Here is a 19,209-nt window from a genome sequence, read left to right as displayed (position 1 = left end):
CGGCGATCAGCTGGGACGACGTGAATCCGCGTTGGAGAAGCAGAGCGCTGTACGACACGAGGTCGTAGAGCACAGAGGGAGGGTCACGTGGTTCTAGTCCGTCAAGAGATCGGCGACGTGCTGAGGGACTTCCGGTTGCAGAAGGGTCGCACCTTGCGCCAGGTGGCGAGCAAGGCGAGCGTCGCACTCGGATACCTGAGCGAGGTCGAACGAGGCCAGAAGGAGGCGTCGAGCGAGATCCTCGCTTCGGTGGCCGACGCCCTCGACACCCCCATCTCCGTCATCATGCGAGAGGTCGGAGACCGCCTCGCGGTCATCGAGGGTCTCTCCCCGAACATCCCGGACACCGTTCCGGACGAACTGGTCAACGAGCTGGACGAACTCGTCTCCCGCTGATCGAGCGAGCACGGCAGCAGAACGCCCCGGGATCCCTCTCCCGGGGCGTTTCCGCGTCCGGACGGACGACGGAGGAAGGGACAGGAGCAGGAATGAAGCTGAGTGAGTTCAGGACGGCCGTCGCCGACGAGTTCGGCGCGGCGTACGGAGCGGTACTCACCGGTGACCTCGGACTCACCGAGTTCGGCTCGAAGACCGCCGAGGAGGCGTTGCGCGCCGGTGTCCCGCCCCGCGACGTCTGGATCGCGCTCTGTACCGCGACCGACGTGCCGGACGAGCGACGCCACGGCGTCGGACGGCTGCAGCCGGGCGCGTAGCGCGTCCAGCGACACGGGCGAAGCGGTCTTCGACACGCCGCCCGATCGGTATCGAACATCCGTTCTAGTGGTGCTAGTGTCCTCCACAGGATCATTCGTGAGTGCGTTCTGCACGGATCGAGCCGTCCACCGGTGCATGTCGGTGGTGGCGCGTACCGTCGGAGACATCAGGAACGACCGACGCCTTGTCGCCCTCGGGCCCCGACCTTCAGCAGAAGCGGGTCCCGGAACACGCGGCGACAGCCTATAGGCACCCGACACCGAGCAGAGAGAAGCACACCATGCCAAGTCCAGCTGAACGCGAGAAGTCCCTCGAAACCGCACTCGCCCAGATCGACCGTCAGTTCGGCAAGGGCTCGGTGATGCGCCTCGGCAGCGACGAGCGCGCACCGGTCGAGGTCGTCTCCACCGGCTCGATCGCCCTCGACGTCGCGCTCGGCATCGGAGGGCTCCCGCGAGGCCGCATCGTCGAGATCTACGGGCCTGAGTCGTCAGGTAAGACGACGCTCACGCTGCACGCCATCGCGAACGCCCAGCGTGCCGGCGGCATCGCCGCCTTCATCGACGCGGAGCACGCACTCGACCCCGAGTACGCAAAGAAGCTCGGCGTCGACATCGACTCGCTGCTCGTCTCCCAGCCCGACACGGGTGAGCAGGCGCTCGAGATCGCCGACATGCTCGTGCGCTCGGGTTCCATCGACCTCATCGTGATCGACTCCGTCGCCGCGCTCGTGCCCCGTGCCGAGATCGAGGGCGACATGGGTGACTCGCACGTCGGTCTGCAGGCCCGCCTCATGTCGCAGGCCCTGCGCAAGCTGACCGGTGGCCTGAACCAGACGAACACGACGATGATCTTCATCAACCAGCTGCGCGAGAAGATCGGTGTGATGTTCGGCAGCCCCGAGACGACCGCCGGTGGTAAGGCCCTGAAGTTCTACGCCTCGGTCCGCCTCGACATCCGTCGCATCGAGACGCTGAAGGACGGCACGGAGGCCGTGGGCAACCGCACGCGCGTGAAGGTCGTCAAGAACAAGATGGCTCCGCCTTTCCGGCAGGCCGAGTTCGACATCCTGTACGGCGTGGGCATCTCCCGCGAAGGGTCGTTGATCGACTTCGGTGTCGAGCACGCCATCGTCAAGAAGGCCGGCGCCTGGTACACCTACGAGGGCGATCAGCTCGGTCAGGGCAAGGAGAACGCGCGGAACTTCCTGCTGAAGAACCCGGACATCGCCGCTGAGATCGAGCGCCGTATCCTCGGCAAGCTCGGTGTCGGTGCCGAGGGTGCCGCCACCAAGAAGGCCGCGGATGCCGCCGCAGCCGAGGTCGCTGCTGCCGAGGCCGCCGCGCTCGAGGCGGCGACCGGTGGAGCCCCGCAGCTCGCAGCCGCCGGCGCACCGAAGTCCGCCGCGAAGCGCAGCGCGTAACGCGCGCCCCGAACAGCGAGGTCACCATGGTCGTCTCCTTCCCTCCCGCCGGTCCGGCCGACGAGTCGTCGGAGCACGTGGCCCCCGTGACCTCGCTGTTCGGGCGCCGTCCGGCGCCCGAGCCCGACGGCTGGTTCGTCGGGCAGACCGACGACGCACCGGTCGTGGCCGCGCCCGTCGTGCGTCCCGTCGCTCCGTTGCGGCGGACGTCCACCGAGCGCACCGAGACGGAGACCACCCCGCCGCGCGACGTGTCGAGCGATACCCCCGCGGCGACGAACCCGACGACACCACCCGAGCCCGCACCGCGGACGCTCGCCTGGACCTCGGCCGTCGAGGCGCCGGAAGACGACGACGCAGACGACCGCGCCGAAGCCGATGAGGTCGAGGCTCCGGTCGATCCGGAGGTCCGGCTGGCCGAACTCGACCTGCTCGCGGTGCGGCGACTCGCCCGCCGCGGGTGTTCCGAGTGGGAGATCGCGGAACTCCTCCGCGGCCACGACGCCGCACCCGACGAAGTCGAACACGTCCTCGCCGAGCTCCGCCGACGCGGCTATCTCGACGACGCCGAACTCGCCCGGCAGCTCGTCGAGAGCCTGCACACCCGCAAGGGGCAGTCCCGTGCGGTGATCGGCCGCGAGCTCTCCTCGCGACGCATCGACGCCTCGATCGTCTCCGAGGCACTGGAGGCCATCGACGACGACGACGAGCTCCGACGAGCGCTGGTCGTCGCCGAGAAGCGTGCTGGTCAACTGCGCTCCCTCGATCAGGCGACGGCCGAGCGACGTCTGTCGGCCTATCTCGCGAGACGCGGATATGGCTCGGCGATCATCCGTGAGGCGTGCTCGCGTGCCCTGTCGGGGTCGAAGCGTTCCGGCGTGAGTTTCCGCTGACCGGAGGCATCTCAGGCCGCGCGTAGACTGCCGGTATGAGCAGCATCGTCGAGACGCCCACGGTCATCAGCGCCTCACCCGCCGCGATCGACGAGTCAGGTCGGCAGCGGAGCTATGAGGTCCGCACCTACGGGTGCCAGATGAACGTGCACGACTCCGAGCGGCTCAGCGGGTCGCTCGAGGCAGCCGGTTACGTCAAGGCGGACGGCGAGCAGGCCGACATCGTGGTCATCAACACCTGCGCGGTCCGCGAGAACGCCGACAACAAGCTGTACGGCAACCTCGGCCACCTGGCATCGATCAAGAAGCAGCGCAGCGGCATGCAGATCGCAGTCGGCGGTTGTCTGGCGCAGAAGGACAAAGAGGTCATCCTCCGGAAGGCCCCGTGGGTGGACGTCGTCTTCGGGACGCACAACATGGGTTCACTGCCGTCGCTGCTGGAGCGGGCTCGGCACAACGACGAGGCCCAGCTGGAGATCCTGGAGTCGCTCGACACCTTCCCCTCCACCCTCCCGACCAAACGCGATTCCAGCTACAGCGGCTGGGTCTCGATCTCCGTCGGGTGCAACAACACGTGCACCTTCTGCATCGTGCCGTCGCTCCGTGGCAAGGAGAAGGACCGTCGCCCGGGCGAGATCCTCGGTGAGCTGCGCGCGCTCGTCGAGGACGGCGCCATCGAGGTGACGCTGCTCGGGCAGAACGTGAACTCCTACGGTGTCGAGTTCGGGGATCGTCAGGCGTTCGGCAAGCTCCTGCGGGCGGCCGGCACGATCGAGGGCTTGGAGCGCGTCCGGTTCACGAGCCCGCACCCGGCCGCCTTCACCGACGACGTGATCGATGCGATGGCCGAGACGCCGAACGTGATGCCGCAACTGCACATGCCGCTGCAATCGGGTTCCGACCGCATCCTCAAGGCGATGCGTCGCTCCTACCGGTCCGAGCGCTTCCTCGGGATCCTCGACCGGGTCCGTGCCAGGATCCCGCATGCGGCCATCTCCACCGACATCATCGTGGGGTTCCCCGGTGAAACGGAGGAGGACTTCCAGGAGACGCTCCGCGTGGTGGAGGCCGCACGGTTCGCCAGCGCTTTCACCTTCCAGTACTCGATCCGTGCCGGCACACCGGCGGCCACCATGCCCGATCAGGTCCCGAAGGCCGTCGTGCAGGAGCGGTACGAGCGCCTCATCGCGTTGCAGGACCGCATCAGTCTCGAGGAGAACCAGCGCCAGGTGGGCCGGCAGGTCGAGTTGCTCGTCGCGGTCGGCGAGGGTCGCAAGAACGACGCCACGCATCGACTGAGCGGGCGGGCCGAGGACTCCCGGCTCGTCCACTTCGAGGTGCCGGCGGGCTCCGAGGTGCCGCGACCGGGTGACGTCGTGACGGTGACCATCACCGAGGCGGCGTCGTTCCACCTCATCGCCGATGCACCCGGCGGTGAACCCCTGCGGGTTCGTCGGACGCGTGCCGGAGACGCCTGGGATCGAGCTCAGGCTGACTCCTGCGGTGTTCCGACGACGGCCGCCGCGGCGGAGCCGGGCCGCGTCTCGCTCGGCTTGCCGGGCCTGCGCATCGGGGCACCGACCGTCGGCGTGACCACGTCTCCCATCTACGACCCGAGCGACGGCGAACGTCGGTGACCGGCTTCCTCGCGGTCGTCGGAGCGACCGGGACGGGGAAGTCCGCACTGTCGCTCGACCTGGCTACCGCTCTCCGTGAGGCGGGGCGTCCTGCCGAGATCGTCAACGCCGATGCCATGCAGTTCTATCGCGGCATGGACATCGGGACCGCGAAGCTGCCCATGGAGGAGCGGCGCGGGATCCCGCACCACCTCTTCGACGTACTGGACGTCACGGAGGAGGCGTCCGTCGCCTGGTACCAGCCGACGGCTCGCGCGGTGATCGACGAGCTCACCGCGCGTGGGGTGATGCCGATCCTCGTCGGCGGTTCCGGGCTGTACGTCTCGAGCGTCATCCATGACTTCCGGTTCCCCCCGAGAGACCGCGCCCTGCGCGAGCGCCTGGAACGGGAACTCGAGGAGGAGGGGCTCCCGGCGCTCATCGAGCGGCTCCGCCTGGCCGATCCCGCGACTGCCGACCGCATCGATGCGGCGAACGCCCGCCGGGTCGTGCGCGCACTCGAAGTCCACGAGTTGGCCGAGCGCGGCCACGGTGCAGCGCTTCCGGAACGCCCCGTCCCATGGCGGCCGGTCGAGGTCATCGGGGTCTCGACGCCGCGAGAGGTCCTCGTCGAGCGCCTCGACCGGCGCGTCGAGATGATGTGGGACGCGGGACTCGTCGCGGAGACGGCCGAGCTGCTCGACCACGGCCTCGAGCAGGGTGTGACCGCCGTCCGTGCGATCGGGTACGCGCAGGCGGTGGCGCAACTGCGGTCGGAGCTCACCGAAGCGGAGGCGATCGCCGAGACCCAGCGTCTGACGAGGCGGTACGCGCGCCGTCAGGTCAGCTGGTTCAAGCGCTATCCGGCGATCACCTGGGTGGAGGGCGGCAGCGCCGAGGCGAGTGAGCTGGCCCGCCGAGTGCGCCCGTAGACTGGTCGGATGGCGTCGACACTCTCCTTCACGAAGGGCCACGGCACGGGCAACGACTTCGTGCTCTTCTCCGATCCCGACGGCCAGGAGGCCCTCGATCCGGGCCAGATCGCGGCGCTCTGCGACCGGCACTTCGGGATCGGTGCTGACGGCGTCATCCGCGCCGTCCGGTCCGCGCACCTCGATGCCGGCGCGGCTGTGCTCGCTGAAGACCCTGCCGCGGAGTGGTTCATGGATTACCACAACGCCGACGGATCGGTCGCGGAGATGTGCGGCAACGGCATCCGGGTGTTCCTGCACTACCTGCTCGAGAGCGGGCTCGTGGAGCTGGCCCCCGGCGAACAGCTCGCCATCGGCACCCGCGCCGGCGTCCGGATGGTCGGCTACGACCCGCTCGGCTACGCCGTCGACCTCGGCCGCTGGAGCCTCGACGAGCGGGAGACGCTCGTCCGGGTGAAGGGGCTGCCCGTGGCCCGCCCGGGGATCGGGATCGACGTCGGCAACCCGCACATCGTCGTCGCGGTCGCCGACGCCGCCGAACTCGACGGAGCGGAACTGGAGTACGTCCCACAGCTCGACCCCGTACCGCCGCACGGTGCCAACGTCGAGCTGGTCGTCCCGGGTGAGCCGCTCATCGCCGACGGCGTGGCACGGATCCGCATGCGCGTCCACGAGCGCGGGAGCGGCGAGACCCTGAGCTGTGGCACCGGGACGGCTGCCGCGGCGCTCGCGTTCCGCCACTGGGCCGGCGCGGCGGCTCCGAACGACTGGCGCGTCGAGGTGCCGGGCGGAGTGCTCGGGGTGCGCATGGTTCCCGGCGCAGACGGCGAGCACGTGGTGCTGGCCGGTCCGGCCACGCTCGTCTACTCCGGGACGATCACCCTGGCCTGAGCCGGTCAGGCTGAACGGAGCTCCCGGCGCCGGGCGTGCAGGACGCGGAAGCCCTTGGCCATGGCCGCACGTCCGACGTGGAACGACGTCGGCAGCTGCTCCTGCAACCACTTCTGCAGTGAGTCCGAGCCGAGGTTCTTCTGCACGACGAGCCAGGCGTCACCCTCGTCCTCGAGCCGTGGCAACCAGTGCATGAGCATGCGGTGCAGCTCGTCCTTGCCGACGCGGATCGGCGGGTTCGACCAGATGGTCGCGAAGCGGACCGTGTCGGGGACGTCGTCGGGGAGGACGGCACGGATGTTGACGAGTCCGAGGCGTTCCGCGTTGATCCGGGTCAGGTCGAGCGCGCGTTCGTTCACGTCGACCGCCCAGACGGTCGCGTCCGGCGACGCGAGCCCGAGCGACAGGGCGATCGGGCCCCAGCCGCAGCCGATGTCGAGGAGGTCGCCCGTCGGCGGGGGAGGAGGGGTGTTCGCGAGCAGCACCTGGGTGCCCTGATCGAGGTGGCCCGGGCTGAAGACGCCACCCGCCGAGACGAGCGAACGGTCGACGCCGCCGAGCCGTGCGGTGATCGGTTTGAGCTGCAACTCGCTCGCGGGTTCGGCGGTGAAGTAGTGCTCGTTCGACATACAGGAACGGTACCGGACCAGGAGGAAGTAGGGTTAACGCGATGCCTAGACCACCGATGGACGCACCCCAGGACCACGCAGACGACACCGATGTCGATGTCGAGGCGGTGGTGGACGACGCCTCGGTCACCGATCCCGACGATGTCGTCGCACGCGTGCTCACGAGCGCCGCGTCCCGATCGAGCGGGTACACCCTGTTCGGCAGCGGTGCCGCGGCGTTGCAGACCGGCGATGCATCGGGCGGCAGCTCCGACGACGGCGAGCAGTACGACCGCGAGGACCGACAGGCCCTCCGTCGCGTCGCCGGGCTCTCGACCGAGCTCGAGGACGTCACCGAGGTCGAGTACCGGCAGCTCCGGCTGGAGAACGTCGTCATCATCGGCGTCTACCCGCAGGGTGCGCTCCACGACGCGGAGAACTCGCTGCGCGAACTCGCAGCGCTCGCGGAGACCGCCGGCGCCGTCGTGCTCGACGGGCTCCTGCAGCGCAAACCGCACCCCGACCCGAGCACGTATCTCGGTCGAGGCAAGGCCCAGGAACTGAAGTCCATCGTCCAGGCGCTCGGCGCCGACACGGTGATCGCCGACACGGAACTCGCACCCAGCCAGCGTCGCGCCCTCGAGGACGCGGTCGGCGTGAAGGTGATCGACCGCACGGCGGTCATCCTCGACATCTTCAGCCAGCACGCGAAGAGCCGAGAGGGCAAGGCACAGGTCGAGCTCGCCCAACTCGAGTACCTCCTGCCCCGCCTCCGCGGCTGGGGCGAGTCCATGAGCCGTCAGGCCGGTGGTCAGGTCGGTGGTGCCGGGGCCGGCATGGGGTCGAGGGGCCCTGGTGAGACGAAGATCGAACTCGACCGACGCCGCATCCACACCCGGATGGCGAAACTGCGCAAGTCGATCACGGCGATGAAGCCGGCGCGCGAGGCCAAGCGGGCGAATCGTCGCCGCAACACGGTGCCGTCGGTCGCGATCGCGGGGTACACGAACGCCGGCAAGTCGAGCCTGCTGAACCGCATCACGAAGGCCGGCGTCCTGGTCGAGAACTCGCTCTTCGCGACGCTCGACGCGACGGTCCGCCGCAACGTGACCTCCGACGGACGCGAGTACACCCTGGCCGACACGGTCGGTTTCGTGCGCAACCTGCCGCACCAGCTGGTCGAGGCCTTCCGCTCGACGCTCGAGGAGGTCGCCGACAGCGACGTCATCGTGCACGTCGTCGACGCCGCGCACCCCGACCCGGCCGGCCAGATCGCCACCGTGCGAGATGTCATCGGTGAGGTCGGAGCTCGGCACATCCCCGAGCTGGTCGTGTTCAACAAGGCCGACCTCGTGGACGACGGCCAGCTGCTCGTGCTCCGCGGTCTCGTCCCGGACGCCGTCTTCGTATCGGCCCGCACCGGTCTCGGGATCGACGAGCTCATGGAGCGCATCGAGACGCTGATCCCGTCGCCGAGCAACGAGGTCCACGTCATCGTGCCCTTCGACCGCGGAGACCTGGTCACGCTGCTGCACGAACGCGGCAAGGTGCTGTCGACGGACTACGACGAGCGTGGCACGATCGTGCACGCCCTGGTCGGTGCCGAGCTCGCCGCCGCCCTCGCGCCGTTCGCCGAGGTCGTCCCGGCACCCGCCGTGGCCGGCTGACCCGACTCCTCACGCGCAGCGCGCGCGGACGGCATCCTTGAGCGCCTCCGCCGTGTCGGCGTCGAGCGGCAGGGTCATGACGGCCTCCGGGCCGTCGTCGATCCGCACGACGAGTGGGAACAGGGTCCCCACCTTGTCCTCCGCCAGGGCATGCGGGTCGCACCGCGTCGGCACGATCCGCAGTTCGAAGGACTGCGGGCCGTCGGCGGCGTCGACGGTCAGGCTGAGCGGCCAGTCCTGGGGTGGATCACCGCCGCCGTCCGTCGGCGCCGGTCGCAGCAGGACGGTCGAGCGCAGCGCGACGAGCTCCAGCCGACCCGGGGCGCCGGTCGGCACGGCAGTGATCGTCAGGACGGCGACCGTCGTGGCTCCGGCACCCTCGAGGCGGATCCCGGGAGCTGCTGCCACCTCGGCGATGCGCTGCACGGCCGCCACGGTGCACGTCGAGGCACGGATCCGCTGCAGCGCGTTCGTCGGATCGGGGAGGTCGGCGGCGGACAGGATCGAGTCGTCGTCGAGTCGGAGCAGGAGATCGACCTGCACGTCCCCGTCGCGTGCGTCGCAGTCGATCGGTGGCAGCTCGACGGCGAGGTCCGTGGTCTGTCCAGCGCGGACCGTCGAGGATCGGTCCCGGACGGTCGGCGCGGTGAACGCCGACCCCGCCAGCTCGAGTCCGACGATCGTGATGTCGTGGTCGCCGCCGTTACCGACCCGGACGATCGCGCCGTCGCTCGCGTACTGGTCCCGGTTCTGACGGAACTCGACCACGATGTCCTCGGCTGAGGCTGCGCGTGTCGCCCGCGGCACGGGCGAACCGGCGGTCGTGCACCCGGACAGGGCGATCACCACCGCCACGCAGGACGCGATGACGCGCGAACCGGGTACTCGGCGCTCGGCGCCCCGGTGCCTGGTGCCCATGGTCATGGCATCAGCGTAGGACCGGAGCGCCGCCGGGGGAATGTGTCGCAGGATGACGCTGTCGGGCGGATATCCGTCGCGCGGATCGTCGGGCGTTGCTATCGTCGTGCGCATCGTACCCGCCCTCACCGGCGGATTCGGAGCGACAGCCGAGCCCGGCACCCGCCCACGACACACCAGCGGAACCGCTGCGTGCTGCGTGGTCGCCGGCTCTCGATCCGCTGCCACCGAGACGAGACCTCATGACCACGACGGAGCCGGCCTGTCCCAGGCGCACCCCCTTCTCGTTCGAGCTGTACCCGCCGAAGACGCTCGACGGCGGCGTCGCGCTCGCACGGACGGTCGAGCACCTGGCCGCCGCCGGTCCGGAGTTCATCTCGGTCACCTTCGGCGCCGGTGGTTCCTCGCGAACGGCGAGCCTGGACGTGCTGCGGAGCATCCGGACGTCGACCTCGGTGGACCCGATGGCCCATCTCACCTGCGTCGGTTCGACGCACGCGCAGGCCAGCCGACTCATCAAGGACTTCCTCGATGCCGGGGTGCACAGTTTCCTCGCGCTCCGCGGCGACCCGCCCGCCGGAGCCGTCGAGGGGGACGCCTTCCTCGGTGATCTGGGGAGTGCCGCAGAACTCGTGCAGCTCATCGGCCGGGTCAGTGCCGAGCACGAGCCGTACGCCGAGGGGTCGCTGGCCGGGCTCCCGGGCGCGGTGCAGCTCGGTCGACGCCGTCGGCCTCGGATTGCGGTCGCCGCGTTCCCCAACGGTCACCCGCGCTCCCGGTCGACGACGCAGGACCTCGACACCCTGTTGGCCAAGCAGGCGGCGGGGGCGACGCTCGCCATCACCCAGCTCTTCTTCCATGCCGACGACTACCTCGCCTTCGCCGAACGTGCGAGACGTCACGGCGTCACCATGCCCATCCTGCCGGGCGTGATGCCCATCACGAGTCCGGCGCGGCTGCATCGGGTGCTCGAGCTCAGCGGCGAGGCGCTCCCGAGCGACCTGGCCATCGCACTCGAGGTCGAGCCGGACGAAGCGGGACGGATCGACATCGGCACGGAGTATTCCGCCCGACTCATCCGCGACGTCGTCGCGGGCGGTGCGCCGGGCGTCCACCTCTACGCCTTCAACCAGCATCGGACGGTGCTCGACGTGTTGCACCGTGCCGGCATCCCCATGCAAGGCGACCGACCGGTCCGCCATCCCATCCCCGATCCACTCACCAGCAAGGACGCACGATGAACCCCACCTCCGCATTCCCCGTCGGCACCATCCTCGGCTACCCGCGCATCGGGCCGAACCGGGAGTTGAAGCGCGCCGTCGAGTCCTTCTGGGCCGGCCGGATCGACGCCGAGGCGCTCGAGCGGACGGCATCCGAGCTGCGCGCCGCCACGCGTGCCCGCCTCGCGGGGCTCGGCCTCGACCCGACGAACGCCGCGATCCCCGAGAGCTTCTCGTTCTACGACCAGGTCCTGGACGCCGCGCTCACCGTCGGCGCCGTCCCGGACCGCTTCTCGTCGCTCCTCGGGGCCGACGGTCGGGTCGACCTCGCCGGGGCGTTCACGATCGCCCGTGGCGCCGGCGACCTGGCCCCGCTCGAGATGACGAAGTGGTTCGACTCGAACTACCACTACCTCGTCCCGGAGATCGGCGAGTCGACGCCGTTCGCGCTCTCCGACGACCGAGTGGTCGAGCAGTTCCGCGAGGGCCTCGCCGAGGGGTACGTGACGCGGCCGGTCATCGTGGGCCCCGTGACGTTCCTGCTGCTGTCCAAGGCGGCCGAGGGGGCCTCAGCGGGATTCGCCCCGATCGATCGACTGGAGGCGTTGCTGCCGGTCTACGCGGAACTCCTCCAGCGCCTCGCCGCTGCCGGCGCGCCCTGGGTGCAGCTCGACGAACCCGCACTCGTTTCGGAGACGTTCGACGTGCCGAGGTCGACGGTCCTCGCGGCGCTCGAACGATCGACGGCCGTCCTGTCCGCCGTGTCGGACCGCCCGGCGATCTTCGTCGCGGCTCCTTACGGCGCCTTGGGCGACGCCCTCCCGGTGCTGGCCGCCTCGGGCGTCGAGGCTGTCGGTGTCGACCTCGTCCGAGGCGGCCTGCCGGAGTCGTCGGCCGGACTCGCGTCGAAGACCGTCGTCGCGGGGGTGATCGACGGCCACAACGTGTGGCGCGGCGACCTGGCGGCCGCGGCCGACCTGCTCGCGAGCGCGGCGGAGCGCTTCCCGCAGCTCGCGGTGTCCACCTCGACGTCCCTCCTGCACGTCCCGCACGACGTGTCGGTGGAGACGAAGCTCGACCCCCGTCTCCGGAGCTGGCTCGCCTTCGCCGACCAGAAGGTGGATCAGATCGCGGTCCTTGCACGCGGTCTCACCCAAGGGCGCGCCGCGATCGCGGCCGAGCTCACCGCAGCGTCGGCCGCGCTCGACGATCGGCTGGCCGCGCCCGGGGTCATCGATGCCACCATCCGCGCACGGACGGCAGTGCTCGCACCAGCGGACTTCGCCCGAGACGACTACCAGGAGCGCGCCACGGCGCAGGAGCAGGCGCTCGGCCTGCCGTTCCTCCCGACGACGACGATCGGCTCCTTCCCGCAGACCGGCGACATCCGTCGCGCCCGCGCGCAGCGGGTCGCCGGGACGCTCGACGAGGAGGCCTACGTCGCGACGATGCGCGCGGAGATCGGGCGCGTCGTGGCGCTGCAGGAGGACCTCGGCATCGACGTCGTCGTCCACGGTGAGCCCGAGCGCAACGACATGGTCCAGTACTTCGCCGAGCACCTCGACGGGTTCGCCGTGACGGAGCACGGGTGGGTGCAGTCCTACGGTTCGCGATGCACCCGTCCGTCGATCCTGTGGGGTGACGTCTCGCGGCCGGCGCCGATCACGGTCGAGTGGTCGGCCTACACGCAGTCGTTGACCACCAAGCCGGTGAAGGGCATGCTCACGGGCCCGGTGACGATCCTCGCCTGGTCGTTCGTGCGCGACGACCAACCGCTCGCCGAGACGGCGAACCAGGTCGCCCTCGCCCTGCGCGACGAGATCGCCGACCTGGAGCGGGCCGGCATCCGCATCATCCAGGTCGACGAACCCGCACTCCGCGAGCTGCTCCCGCTCCGGCGGGCCGACCAGGGGCGGTACCTCGACTGGTCGGTGGGCTCCTTCCGGCTGGCGACCGCGGGCGTGCGCGTCGAGACCCAGATCCACACCCACCTCTGCTACTCGGAGTTCGGGGTGGTGATCGACGCGATCCGACGACTGGACGCCGACGTGACGAGCATCGAGGCGGCACGGTCTCGGATGGAGGTCGTGTCCGACATCCGGGCGAGTGGTTTCGACCACGGCATCGGCCCGGGCGTCTACGACATCCACTCGCCTCGGGTGCCGAGCGTCGCGGAGGTGACCGCATTGCTCGAGATCGCGCTGGAGGGGATCCCACAGCGCCAGGTCTGGGTGAACCCGGACTGCGGGCTCAAGACGCGAGGCTACGAGGAGACGGTCGCCTCCCTCGCCAACATCGTCGAGGCGACGCGTGTGGTCCGCGCACGGGTCGGTGCGACCGGCTGACGTCGAGGGGCCTGCACGGACGAGGGCCGGGACGATCCACGGATCGTCCCGGCCCTCGTCGGTGTCGCGGAGTGGTCCGGTCGGTCAGACCGTCCGGAGCACGGCGACGACCTTGCCGAGGACCTCGGCGTGGTCGCCGAGGATCGGTTCGAAGGCCGAGTTCCGGGGGAGCAGCCAGGTGTGGCCGTCGCGCTGGCGGAACACCTTCACGGTCGCCTCCTCGTCGAGCATGGCCGCGACGATCTCGCCGTTCTCGGCGGTCTTCTGCTCGCGGATGACGACCCAGTCGCCGTCGCAGATCGCGGCGTCGACCATCGAGTCGCCGACGACCTTCAGCATGAACAGACTGCCCTTGCCGACCAGCTGGCGGGGCAGGGGGAAGATCTCCTCGACCTGCTGCTCGGCCGTGATCGGGATGCCGGCGGCGATGCGACCGACGAGCGGGACCATGGCGGCGTCGCCGACCGGGGGAGCGGAGTCGGGATCGCTGCCCTCGACGGCGCTCGGCAGGTCGATGAGCACCTCGATGGCGCGGGGACGGTTGGGATCGCGTCGGAGGTATCCGCTGAGTTCGAGCTGTCCGAGTTGGTGCGTGACACTCGACAGGGAGGCGAGCCCGACGGCGTCGCCGATCTCGCGCATGCTCGGCGGATATCCGCGCTGCGAGACCGAGCGCTGAATGACGTCGAGGATCGCCAGCTGCTTGTCGCTCAGGCTCTTCCGTCGCCGGGTGCCGCCGATCTGGCGCTCCCGGGCTCCGTCGCCCGCCGTGTTCGCTGCCATCTTTGCTCCTGCCCTGATCGGCTGTCGGTGACCGATGTCGGTGGGTGGTGGTGTACTGCTTCCAACACTCGAAACTGTATCCGCACCAGCTCGTCCAGACAAACATCTGTTCGAGCGTGTCGCCGATCCCGCGCGTCTCAGGTACGAAGACAGGGTTGAGTATTCGAACAATCGAAGATATATTCGGAACACAGGTTCGTATCCGGCACTCCTGGTCGAGTGTCGGGTACGAGTCCTCATCACACGATGAGCACACTCTTGGAGGGTTGACATGAGCGCAGCACTGATCGGGTCCCACCGGGCGCTTCCCGCACGGACGGTGCAGGCACCGACGCCGGACGCACGGTCCACACGCCGACTCCGCCTGACGAAGCGCGGTCGTGTCGTCTTCACCACGCTCGCCGCCATCCCGCTGGTCATCGGCGTCGCGGTCGTCGGTCTCTCCGCAGGCGGTGCCGCGGCCAACACTGCGGCGGCGGGAGCCACGTTCACGTACATCACGGTCGACCCGGGCGAGTCGCTCTGGCAGCTGGCCGAGTCCATCGCGCCCGACGCCGACCCGCGCGACGTCATCGCCGAGATCATGAACCTCAACCAGCTCAGCACCGCCGGTGTCGAGCCCGGGCAGCGCCTGGCGATCCCGCAGCGGTACGCGGCCGAGTAGGCCGACAATCGGCGGGTCACTCCGCACTGGTTCTCAGCTATCGTCGATGGCGCGGTGCAACGACGCCCGCAGCATCGTCGGAGGCAATCATGAGTACAGACGATCGGAGCCGCTCGCTGCTCCGGAAGAAGCCGATCGCGGAGATCGAGGATGAGACCTCCGGTTCGAAGCTGTTCAAGAGCCTTGGGCTCTGGCAACTCACGGCCATCGGGGTCGGCGGCATCATCGGGGTGGGGATCTTCTCACTTGCCGGACTCGTCGCTCATGGGAGCGAGACCTCGCCCGCTGTGGGGCCGGCCGTCCTCTTCTCGTTCCTGATCGCGGGTCTCGCCTCCGCGGCCGCAGCCTTGTCGTACGCGGAGTTCGCCGGCATGATCCCGAGAGCCGGGTCCGCCTACACCTACGGGTATGTGGCGCTCGGCGAGATCATCGGCTGGTTCATCGGCTGGGACCTGTTGCTCGAGTACATCGCGATCGTCGCGGTGGTCGCGATCGGGATCTCCGGCTACTTCGACGCCTTCCTGTCCGGCATCGGGATCCACATGCCGGCCTGGATGACCTCGACCGCCGACGAGGGGAAGGGCGGCCTCGTCAATCTCCCCGCCATCTTCGTCTGTCTCCTCGTGACCTTCATCCTGAGCCGCGGGACGAAGGCCTTCGGTCGATTCGAGCTCGTCGCGGTCGGGATCAAGGTCCTGCTCATCCTGTTCATCATCGGCCTCGGTGTCTTCTATATCGACGGTGAGAACTACGACCCGTTCCTCCCCAGCGGGTTCGGGCCGGTGTTCGCCGGTGCCGCGACGGTCTTCTTCGCGGTCTTCGGATATGACGCGATGAGTACGGCGGCCGAGGAGGCGAAGGACGGCAAGAAGCACATGCCGAAGGCGATCATCCTCTCCCTCATCATCGCCATGCTCCTGTACGTCGCGGCCACCCTCGTGCTGACCGGCATGCAGAACTACACCGACATCGACCCCACCGCCGGGTTCGCATCGGCGTTCCAGAGCGTCGGCCTGCCCGTGGTGGCGACGATCATCTCCGTGTTCGCCGTCCTATCGATCCTCACCGTGATGCTGACGTTCCTGTTGGGCGTCACCCGCGTCTGGTTCTCGATGAGTCGCGACGGTCTCCTTCCGCGGTGGTTCTCGCGCACGGATCGGCGAGGTGTGCCGCAGCGGGTGACCTGGATCGCCGGCGGCGCGGCAGCCGTCTTCGCCGGGGTGTTCCCGATCAAGCAGGTCGCCGACCTCACGAACATCGGCATCCTGGCCGCCTTCATCGTGGTCTGCGTGTCGGTGATCGTGTTCCGGTACACGAAGCCGGACGAGCCCCGCTCCTTCCGGTTGCCGTTGATGCCGTTCGTCCCGGCGTTCGGCGTCCTGGCGTCCGGCTTCCTGATCCTGCAGTTGCACTGGGAGACCTGGCTTCGGTTCGGGGTCTGGCTCGTGGTCGGTCTCATCGTGTACTTCGCCTACGGGCGACGCCACTCGCTGTTGAACCCGGCGAGCCCCCGGCACGAGGTCCTTCGTCGGGAGCATCAGGCGGAGTGAGTGCGCCGGTCGGAGTGGCTAGCATTGTGGAGTGACCGCTCTCGACGACCTCCCCATCCGCGACGACCTCCGAGGACAGCGCCCGTACGGCGCTCCCCAGGCCCTGGTGCCGGTGGCGCTCAACGTGAACGAGAACACGCACCCGATCCCCGAGGCGGTCGCGCACGACATCGTCGCCTCGCTCGCCTCCGCGGTCCTCACGGTGAACCGGTACCCCGATCGCGAGTTCACGGAACTCCGGGAGGCGCTGGCGGGATACCTGGGTCACGGGGTGGTCCCGGAGCAGATCTGGGCGGGGAACGGGTCGAACGAGGTGCTCCAGCACATCCTGCAGGCCTTCGGTGGTCCCGGGCGATCGCTCCTCGGGTTCACACCGACGTACTCGATGTATCCGCTCCTGGCCGCCGGTGTCGGCACCAGGTGGATCCCTGCGACGCGTGACGCCGAGTTCGAGCTCTCGCCCGAGACCGCCGCGCGTCAGGTGGCCGAGGCGGATCCCGACCTCGTGTTCCTCTGCTCGCCCAACAACCCCACCGGAACACCGTTGTCGCTCGAGACCGTCACCGCGGTGTACGAGGCGTCGCGGGGCATGGTGATCGTCGACGAAGCGTATGCGGAGTTCGCTCCCGACGACGAGGCGAGCGCGCTCACGCTGTTGGAGGGGCGTCCGCGCTTGATCGTCTCCAGGACGATGAGCAAGGCCTTCGCCTTCGCCGGGGTCCGGCTCGGGTATCTTGCGGCCGACCCCGCGGTCGTCGACGCGCTGAGACTCGTCCGGCTCCCGTACCACCTGAGCGCCCTGACGCAGGCGGCCGCGACCGCCGCGCTCCGGCACGCCGACGAGATGCTGGCGATGGTCGACGACATCCGGACGCAGCGCGATCGCCTCGTCGTCGAGCTCGGGCGTCTCGGCTACGACCCGAAGCGGAGCGGATCCAACTTCGTCCTGTTCGGCGGCGTCGCCGATCCGCACGCGGCGTTCGAGTCGCTCTTGGCGCGGGGGATCCTGATCCGTGACGTGGGTATCCCGAACCACCTGCGCGTGACCGCGGGCACCGAAGCGGAGACGACCGCGTTCCTCGAGGCTCTGGCGGCGATCAGCCCCGCCTGACCAGCCCTCGGCCGGGCGGAGGTGGGGCGCCTGCTCACGGCAGGCGGGAGATGGCCTCCTCGGCGGCGACCCAGGGGAGCATGGCGCACTTCACGCGGGCGATGTAGCGCGAGACGCCACCGAACGCCGCGGCGTCTCCGAACCGTTCTTCGTCGAACTCGAGCGTGCCCCGCGAGCGGATGACCGTGCGGAACTCATCGACCAGGGCCTGGAGCTCGGACGGTGTGAGGCCTGCTGCGAGGTCGCTCAGGCAGGAGCTCGACGCCTGCGAGATCGAGCAGCCGTGCCCTTCCCAGGCGATCGGTGCGAGACGACCGTCGGGCCCGGGATGGAGCTGCAGGGTGACCTCGTCGCCGCAGGTGGGGTTGAGCTGGTGCGACTCGGCGGCGGGCGTGTCCCGCAACCCGAAGCCGTGGCGCTGGCGGGCGTGGTCGAGGATGAGCTCCTGGTAGAGGCTCTCCAGGCCGCTCATCGGGACACCCCGAAGAACGGACCGACGAGGGTGGCCACGTGGAGGAAGGCGTCGATCTCGGCCTCCGTCGTGTAGAGGTAGCTGCTGGCGCGGGTGGACGCGGTGAGTCCCAACCGGCGGTGGAGTGGTTGCGCGCAATGGTGACCGACGCGGACCGCGATGCCCCGGTCGTCGAAGAACTGACCCACGTCGTGGGCGTGCACACCGGCGAGGTCGAAGCTCGCCAGCCCGGCGCGAGGCGTCCCGGGTGGCGGCCCGACGAGCGTGACGCCGGGGATGGCAGCGAGTCCGGCCGCGAGACGCTGTCCGTAGGCCGCCTCGGTGGCGTGGACACGGTCCATGCCGACCGCTTGCAGGAACCGGACGGCGCTCGCGAGGGCGATCGCCTGCGACACCGGCTGGGTCCCGGCCTCGAACCGTTGCGGAGCGGGCAGGAAGTCGGCGCCGTTGAGTGTGACGGTCGTGATCATCGACCCGCCGGTGAGGAAGGGGGGAAGGGCGTCGAGCAGCCGGCGGCGACCCCACAGGGCCCCGATGCCGTTCGGACCGAGCATCTTGTGGCCGGAGAACACGAGGAAGTCGACGCCGAGGGACGCGACGTCGACGGGCAGGTGCGGCACGGACTGGCAGGCGTCGAGCACCGTCAGCGCGCCGACGCGTTCGGCGAGGGCGACGAGCTCGGAGACCGGCGCGATCGCTCCGGTGACGTTGGACACGTGCGCGAAGGCGATGATGCGCGTGCGTTCGCCGATGATGTCGTCCACGGCGTCCAAGCGCAGCACGCCGTGGTCGTCGACCGGGAGGTGACGGAGGGTCGCACCGGTACGTGCGGCGAGTTGCTGCCAGGGGATGAGGTTCGCGTGGTGTTCGAGTTCCGTCACGACGATCTCGTCGCCTGGACCGAGTCGGAACCGCTCGGCGGCAGCGCCGCCGAGACCGGCGCTCGCGTTCCCGATGGCCCCGGCGATGAGGTTGAGGGCTGCTGTCGCGCCGGAGGTCCAGACGAGTTCCCGCTCGTCGGCACCGATGAACGCGGCGACCGTGGCGCGAGCGTCCTCGAAGAGCTCCGTCGCCTCGGCGGCCAGGAGGTGGGCGCCACGGTGGACGGCGGCGTTCTGGTGCGTCGCGTAGTCACGCTCCGCGTCGATGACCTCGATCGGGCGTTGCGAAGTGGCTCCGGAGTCCAGATAGACGAGCGGGTGTCCGTTCATCTCCCGGGCGAGGATCGGGAACCGTTCACGGAGAGCGGCGATCTCCGTCGCGTCGAGTGGGACGGCCGGGGCGATGCTGGGTGTGGAAGTCATGACCTCTCAACGATAGGCGTCGGCACGGCCTGGTGCAGCCGCATGACGCGACGATGCCCACCCGTCGACACACGGCGTGCAGCGGCGGTGCGCTCGAT

At 69.6% G+C, this 19,209-nt stretch carries 18 protein-coding genes; 13 read left to right on the top strand and 5 right to left on the bottom strand.

Annotated features, from left to right (window positions below; all coding sequences use genetic code 11):
* Nucleotides 1–87: 87 nt before the first annotated feature.
* The 7 genes from GV015_RS14770 (at nucleotide 88) to dapF (ending at nucleotide 6,469) form a co-directional block, all read left to right on the top strand.
* Nucleotides 88–396, top strand: a complete 309-nt coding sequence (locus tag GV015_RS14770; RefSeq protein WP_056012120.1) for a helix-turn-helix domain-containing protein — start codon at nucleotides 88–90, stop codon at nucleotides 394–396.
* Nucleotides 397–488: 92 nt separating this feature from the next.
* The gene (locus GV015_RS14765) at nucleotides 489–713 is read left to right on the top strand and encodes a DUF3046 domain-containing protein (protein ID WP_079707086.1); all 225 of its coding nucleotides are present in this window, start codon (nucleotides 489–491) and stop codon (nucleotides 711–713) included.
* A gap of 281 nt (nucleotides 714–994) precedes the next feature.
* Nucleotides 995–2,137 carry a recombinase RecA gene (recA, locus tag GV015_RS14760; protein ID WP_079707085.1) on the top strand — a complete coding sequence of 381 codons (1,143 nt, stop codon included), beginning with the start codon at nucleotides 995–997 and terminating at the stop codon, nucleotides 2,135–2,137.
* A gap of 26 nt (nucleotides 2,138–2,163) precedes the next feature.
* A complete protein-coding gene (locus tag GV015_RS14755; RefSeq protein ID WP_159879057.1) occupies nucleotides 2,164–3,030 on the top strand; it encodes a regulatory protein RecX in 867 nt (288 codons plus the stop codon).
* 35 nt (nucleotides 3,031–3,065) lie between these two features.
* Nucleotides 3,066–4,667 (top strand): tRNA (N6-isopentenyl adenosine(37)-C2)-methylthiotransferase MiaB, encoded by a 1,602-nt coding sequence (gene miaB, locus GV015_RS14750; RefSeq protein WP_159879055.1) that lies wholly within the window; start codon nucleotides 3,066–3,068, stop codon nucleotides 4,665–4,667.
* Nucleotides 4,664–5,578 (top strand): tRNA (adenosine(37)-N6)-dimethylallyltransferase MiaA, encoded by a 915-nt coding sequence (miaA, locus tag GV015_RS14745; protein WP_159879053.1) that lies wholly within the window; start codon nucleotides 4,664–4,666, stop codon nucleotides 5,576–5,578. Before miaB ends, miaA begins: the two co-directional genes overlap by 4 nt.
* 9 nt (nucleotides 5,579–5,587) lie before the next feature.
* Complete coding sequence (gene dapF, locus GV015_RS14740) at nucleotides 5,588–6,469, top strand: diaminopimelate epimerase (RefSeq protein ID WP_159879051.1); 882 nt, start codon at nucleotides 5,588–5,590, stop codon at nucleotides 6,467–6,469.
* Nucleotides 6,470–6,474: 5 nt separating this feature from the next.
* Here dapF and GV015_RS14735 read toward each other — a convergent pair whose 3' ends face one another.
* On the bottom strand, nucleotides 6,475–7,098 hold the full coding sequence (locus GV015_RS14735; RefSeq protein WP_137243227.1) for a class I SAM-dependent methyltransferase: 624 nt from the start codon (nucleotides 7,096–7,098) through the stop codon (nucleotides 6,475–6,477).
* Nucleotides 7,099–7,139: 41 nt separating this feature from the next.
* Here GV015_RS14735 and hflX point away from each other — a divergent pair, with 41 nt between their 5' ends.
* Nucleotides 7,140–8,744: a GTPase HflX gene (gene hflX / locus GV015_RS14730; RefSeq protein ID WP_228498742.1), complete on the top strand. Its 1,605-nt coding sequence runs from the start codon at nucleotides 7,140–7,142 to the stop codon at nucleotides 8,742–8,744.
* Between the two features lie 9 nt (nucleotides 8,745–8,753).
* On the opposite strand, the gene GV015_RS14725 is transcribed toward hflX, so the two are convergent.
* A complete protein-coding gene (locus GV015_RS14725) occupies nucleotides 8,754–9,668 on the bottom strand; it encodes a hypothetical protein (protein WP_124769506.1) in 915 nt (304 codons plus the stop codon).
* Between the two features lie 236 nt (nucleotides 9,669–9,904).
* On the opposite strand from GV015_RS14725, the gene GV015_RS14720 reads away from it, so the two are divergent.
* The gene (locus GV015_RS14720) at nucleotides 9,905–10,903 is read left to right on the top strand and encodes a methylenetetrahydrofolate reductase (protein ID WP_159879049.1); all 999 of its coding nucleotides are present in this window, start codon (nucleotides 9,905–9,907) and stop codon (nucleotides 10,901–10,903) included.
* Nucleotides 10,900–13,227, top strand: coding sequence for a 5-methyltetrahydropteroyltriglutamate--homocysteine S-methyltransferase (gene metE / locus GV015_RS14715; RefSeq protein ID WP_159879047.1), 2,328 nt, complete (start codon nucleotides 10,900–10,902; stop codon nucleotides 13,225–13,227). The genes GV015_RS14720 and metE overlap by 4 nt, the downstream gene beginning before the upstream one ends.
* An 84-nt stretch (nucleotides 13,228–13,311) precedes the next feature.
* Here the strand turns inward: metE and lexA are convergent, their stop codons facing one another.
* The gene (gene lexA, locus GV015_RS14710; protein ID WP_071262299.1) at nucleotides 13,312–14,010 is read right to left on the bottom strand and encodes a transcriptional repressor LexA; all 699 of its coding nucleotides are present in this window, start codon (nucleotides 14,008–14,010) and stop codon (nucleotides 13,312–13,314) included.
* Nucleotides 14,011–14,281: 271 nt separating this feature from the next.
* Between lexA and GV015_RS14705 the strand changes: the two genes are divergently transcribed.
* From GV015_RS14705 to GV015_RS14695, 3 genes are all read left to right on the top strand, one after another.
* Nucleotides 14,282–14,674, top strand: a complete 393-nt coding sequence (locus GV015_RS14705) for a LysM peptidoglycan-binding domain-containing protein (protein ID WP_159879045.1) — start codon at nucleotides 14,282–14,284, stop codon at nucleotides 14,672–14,674.
* 89 nt (nucleotides 14,675–14,763) lie between these two features.
* Nucleotides 14,764–16,224 carry an amino acid permease gene (locus GV015_RS14700; protein ID WP_124769503.1) on the top strand — a complete coding sequence of 487 codons (1,461 nt, stop codon included), beginning with the start codon at nucleotides 14,764–14,766 and terminating at the stop codon, nucleotides 16,222–16,224.
* Nucleotides 16,225–16,255: 31 nt separating this feature from the next.
* Entirely contained in the window at nucleotides 16,256–17,335 is a 1,080-nt protein-coding gene (locus GV015_RS14695; RefSeq protein WP_159879043.1) for a histidinol-phosphate transaminase, read from the top strand.
* Between the two features lie 34 nt (nucleotides 17,336–17,369).
* On the opposite strand, the gene sufU is transcribed toward GV015_RS14695, so the two are convergent.
* Nucleotides 17,370–17,807: a Fe-S cluster assembly sulfur transfer protein SufU gene (sufU, locus tag GV015_RS14690; protein WP_159879041.1), complete on the bottom strand. Its 438-nt coding sequence runs from the start codon at nucleotides 17,805–17,807 to the stop codon at nucleotides 17,370–17,372.
* Entirely contained in the window at nucleotides 17,804–19,111 is a 1,308-nt protein-coding gene (locus tag GV015_RS14685; RefSeq protein WP_159879039.1) for a SufS family cysteine desulfurase, read from the bottom strand. The genes sufU and GV015_RS14685 overlap by 4 nt, the downstream gene beginning before the upstream one ends.
* Between the last annotated feature and the right edge of the window lie 98 nt (nucleotides 19,112–19,209).

Source organism: Plantibacter sp. T3, from assembly GCF_902506515.1.
GTDB lineage: Bacteria > Actinomycetota > Actinomycetes > Actinomycetales > Microbacteriaceae > Plantibacter > Plantibacter auratus.
The sequence above is the reverse complement of the archived record's forward strand: the minus strand, read 5'-3'. Positions and strand labels throughout refer to the sequence as shown.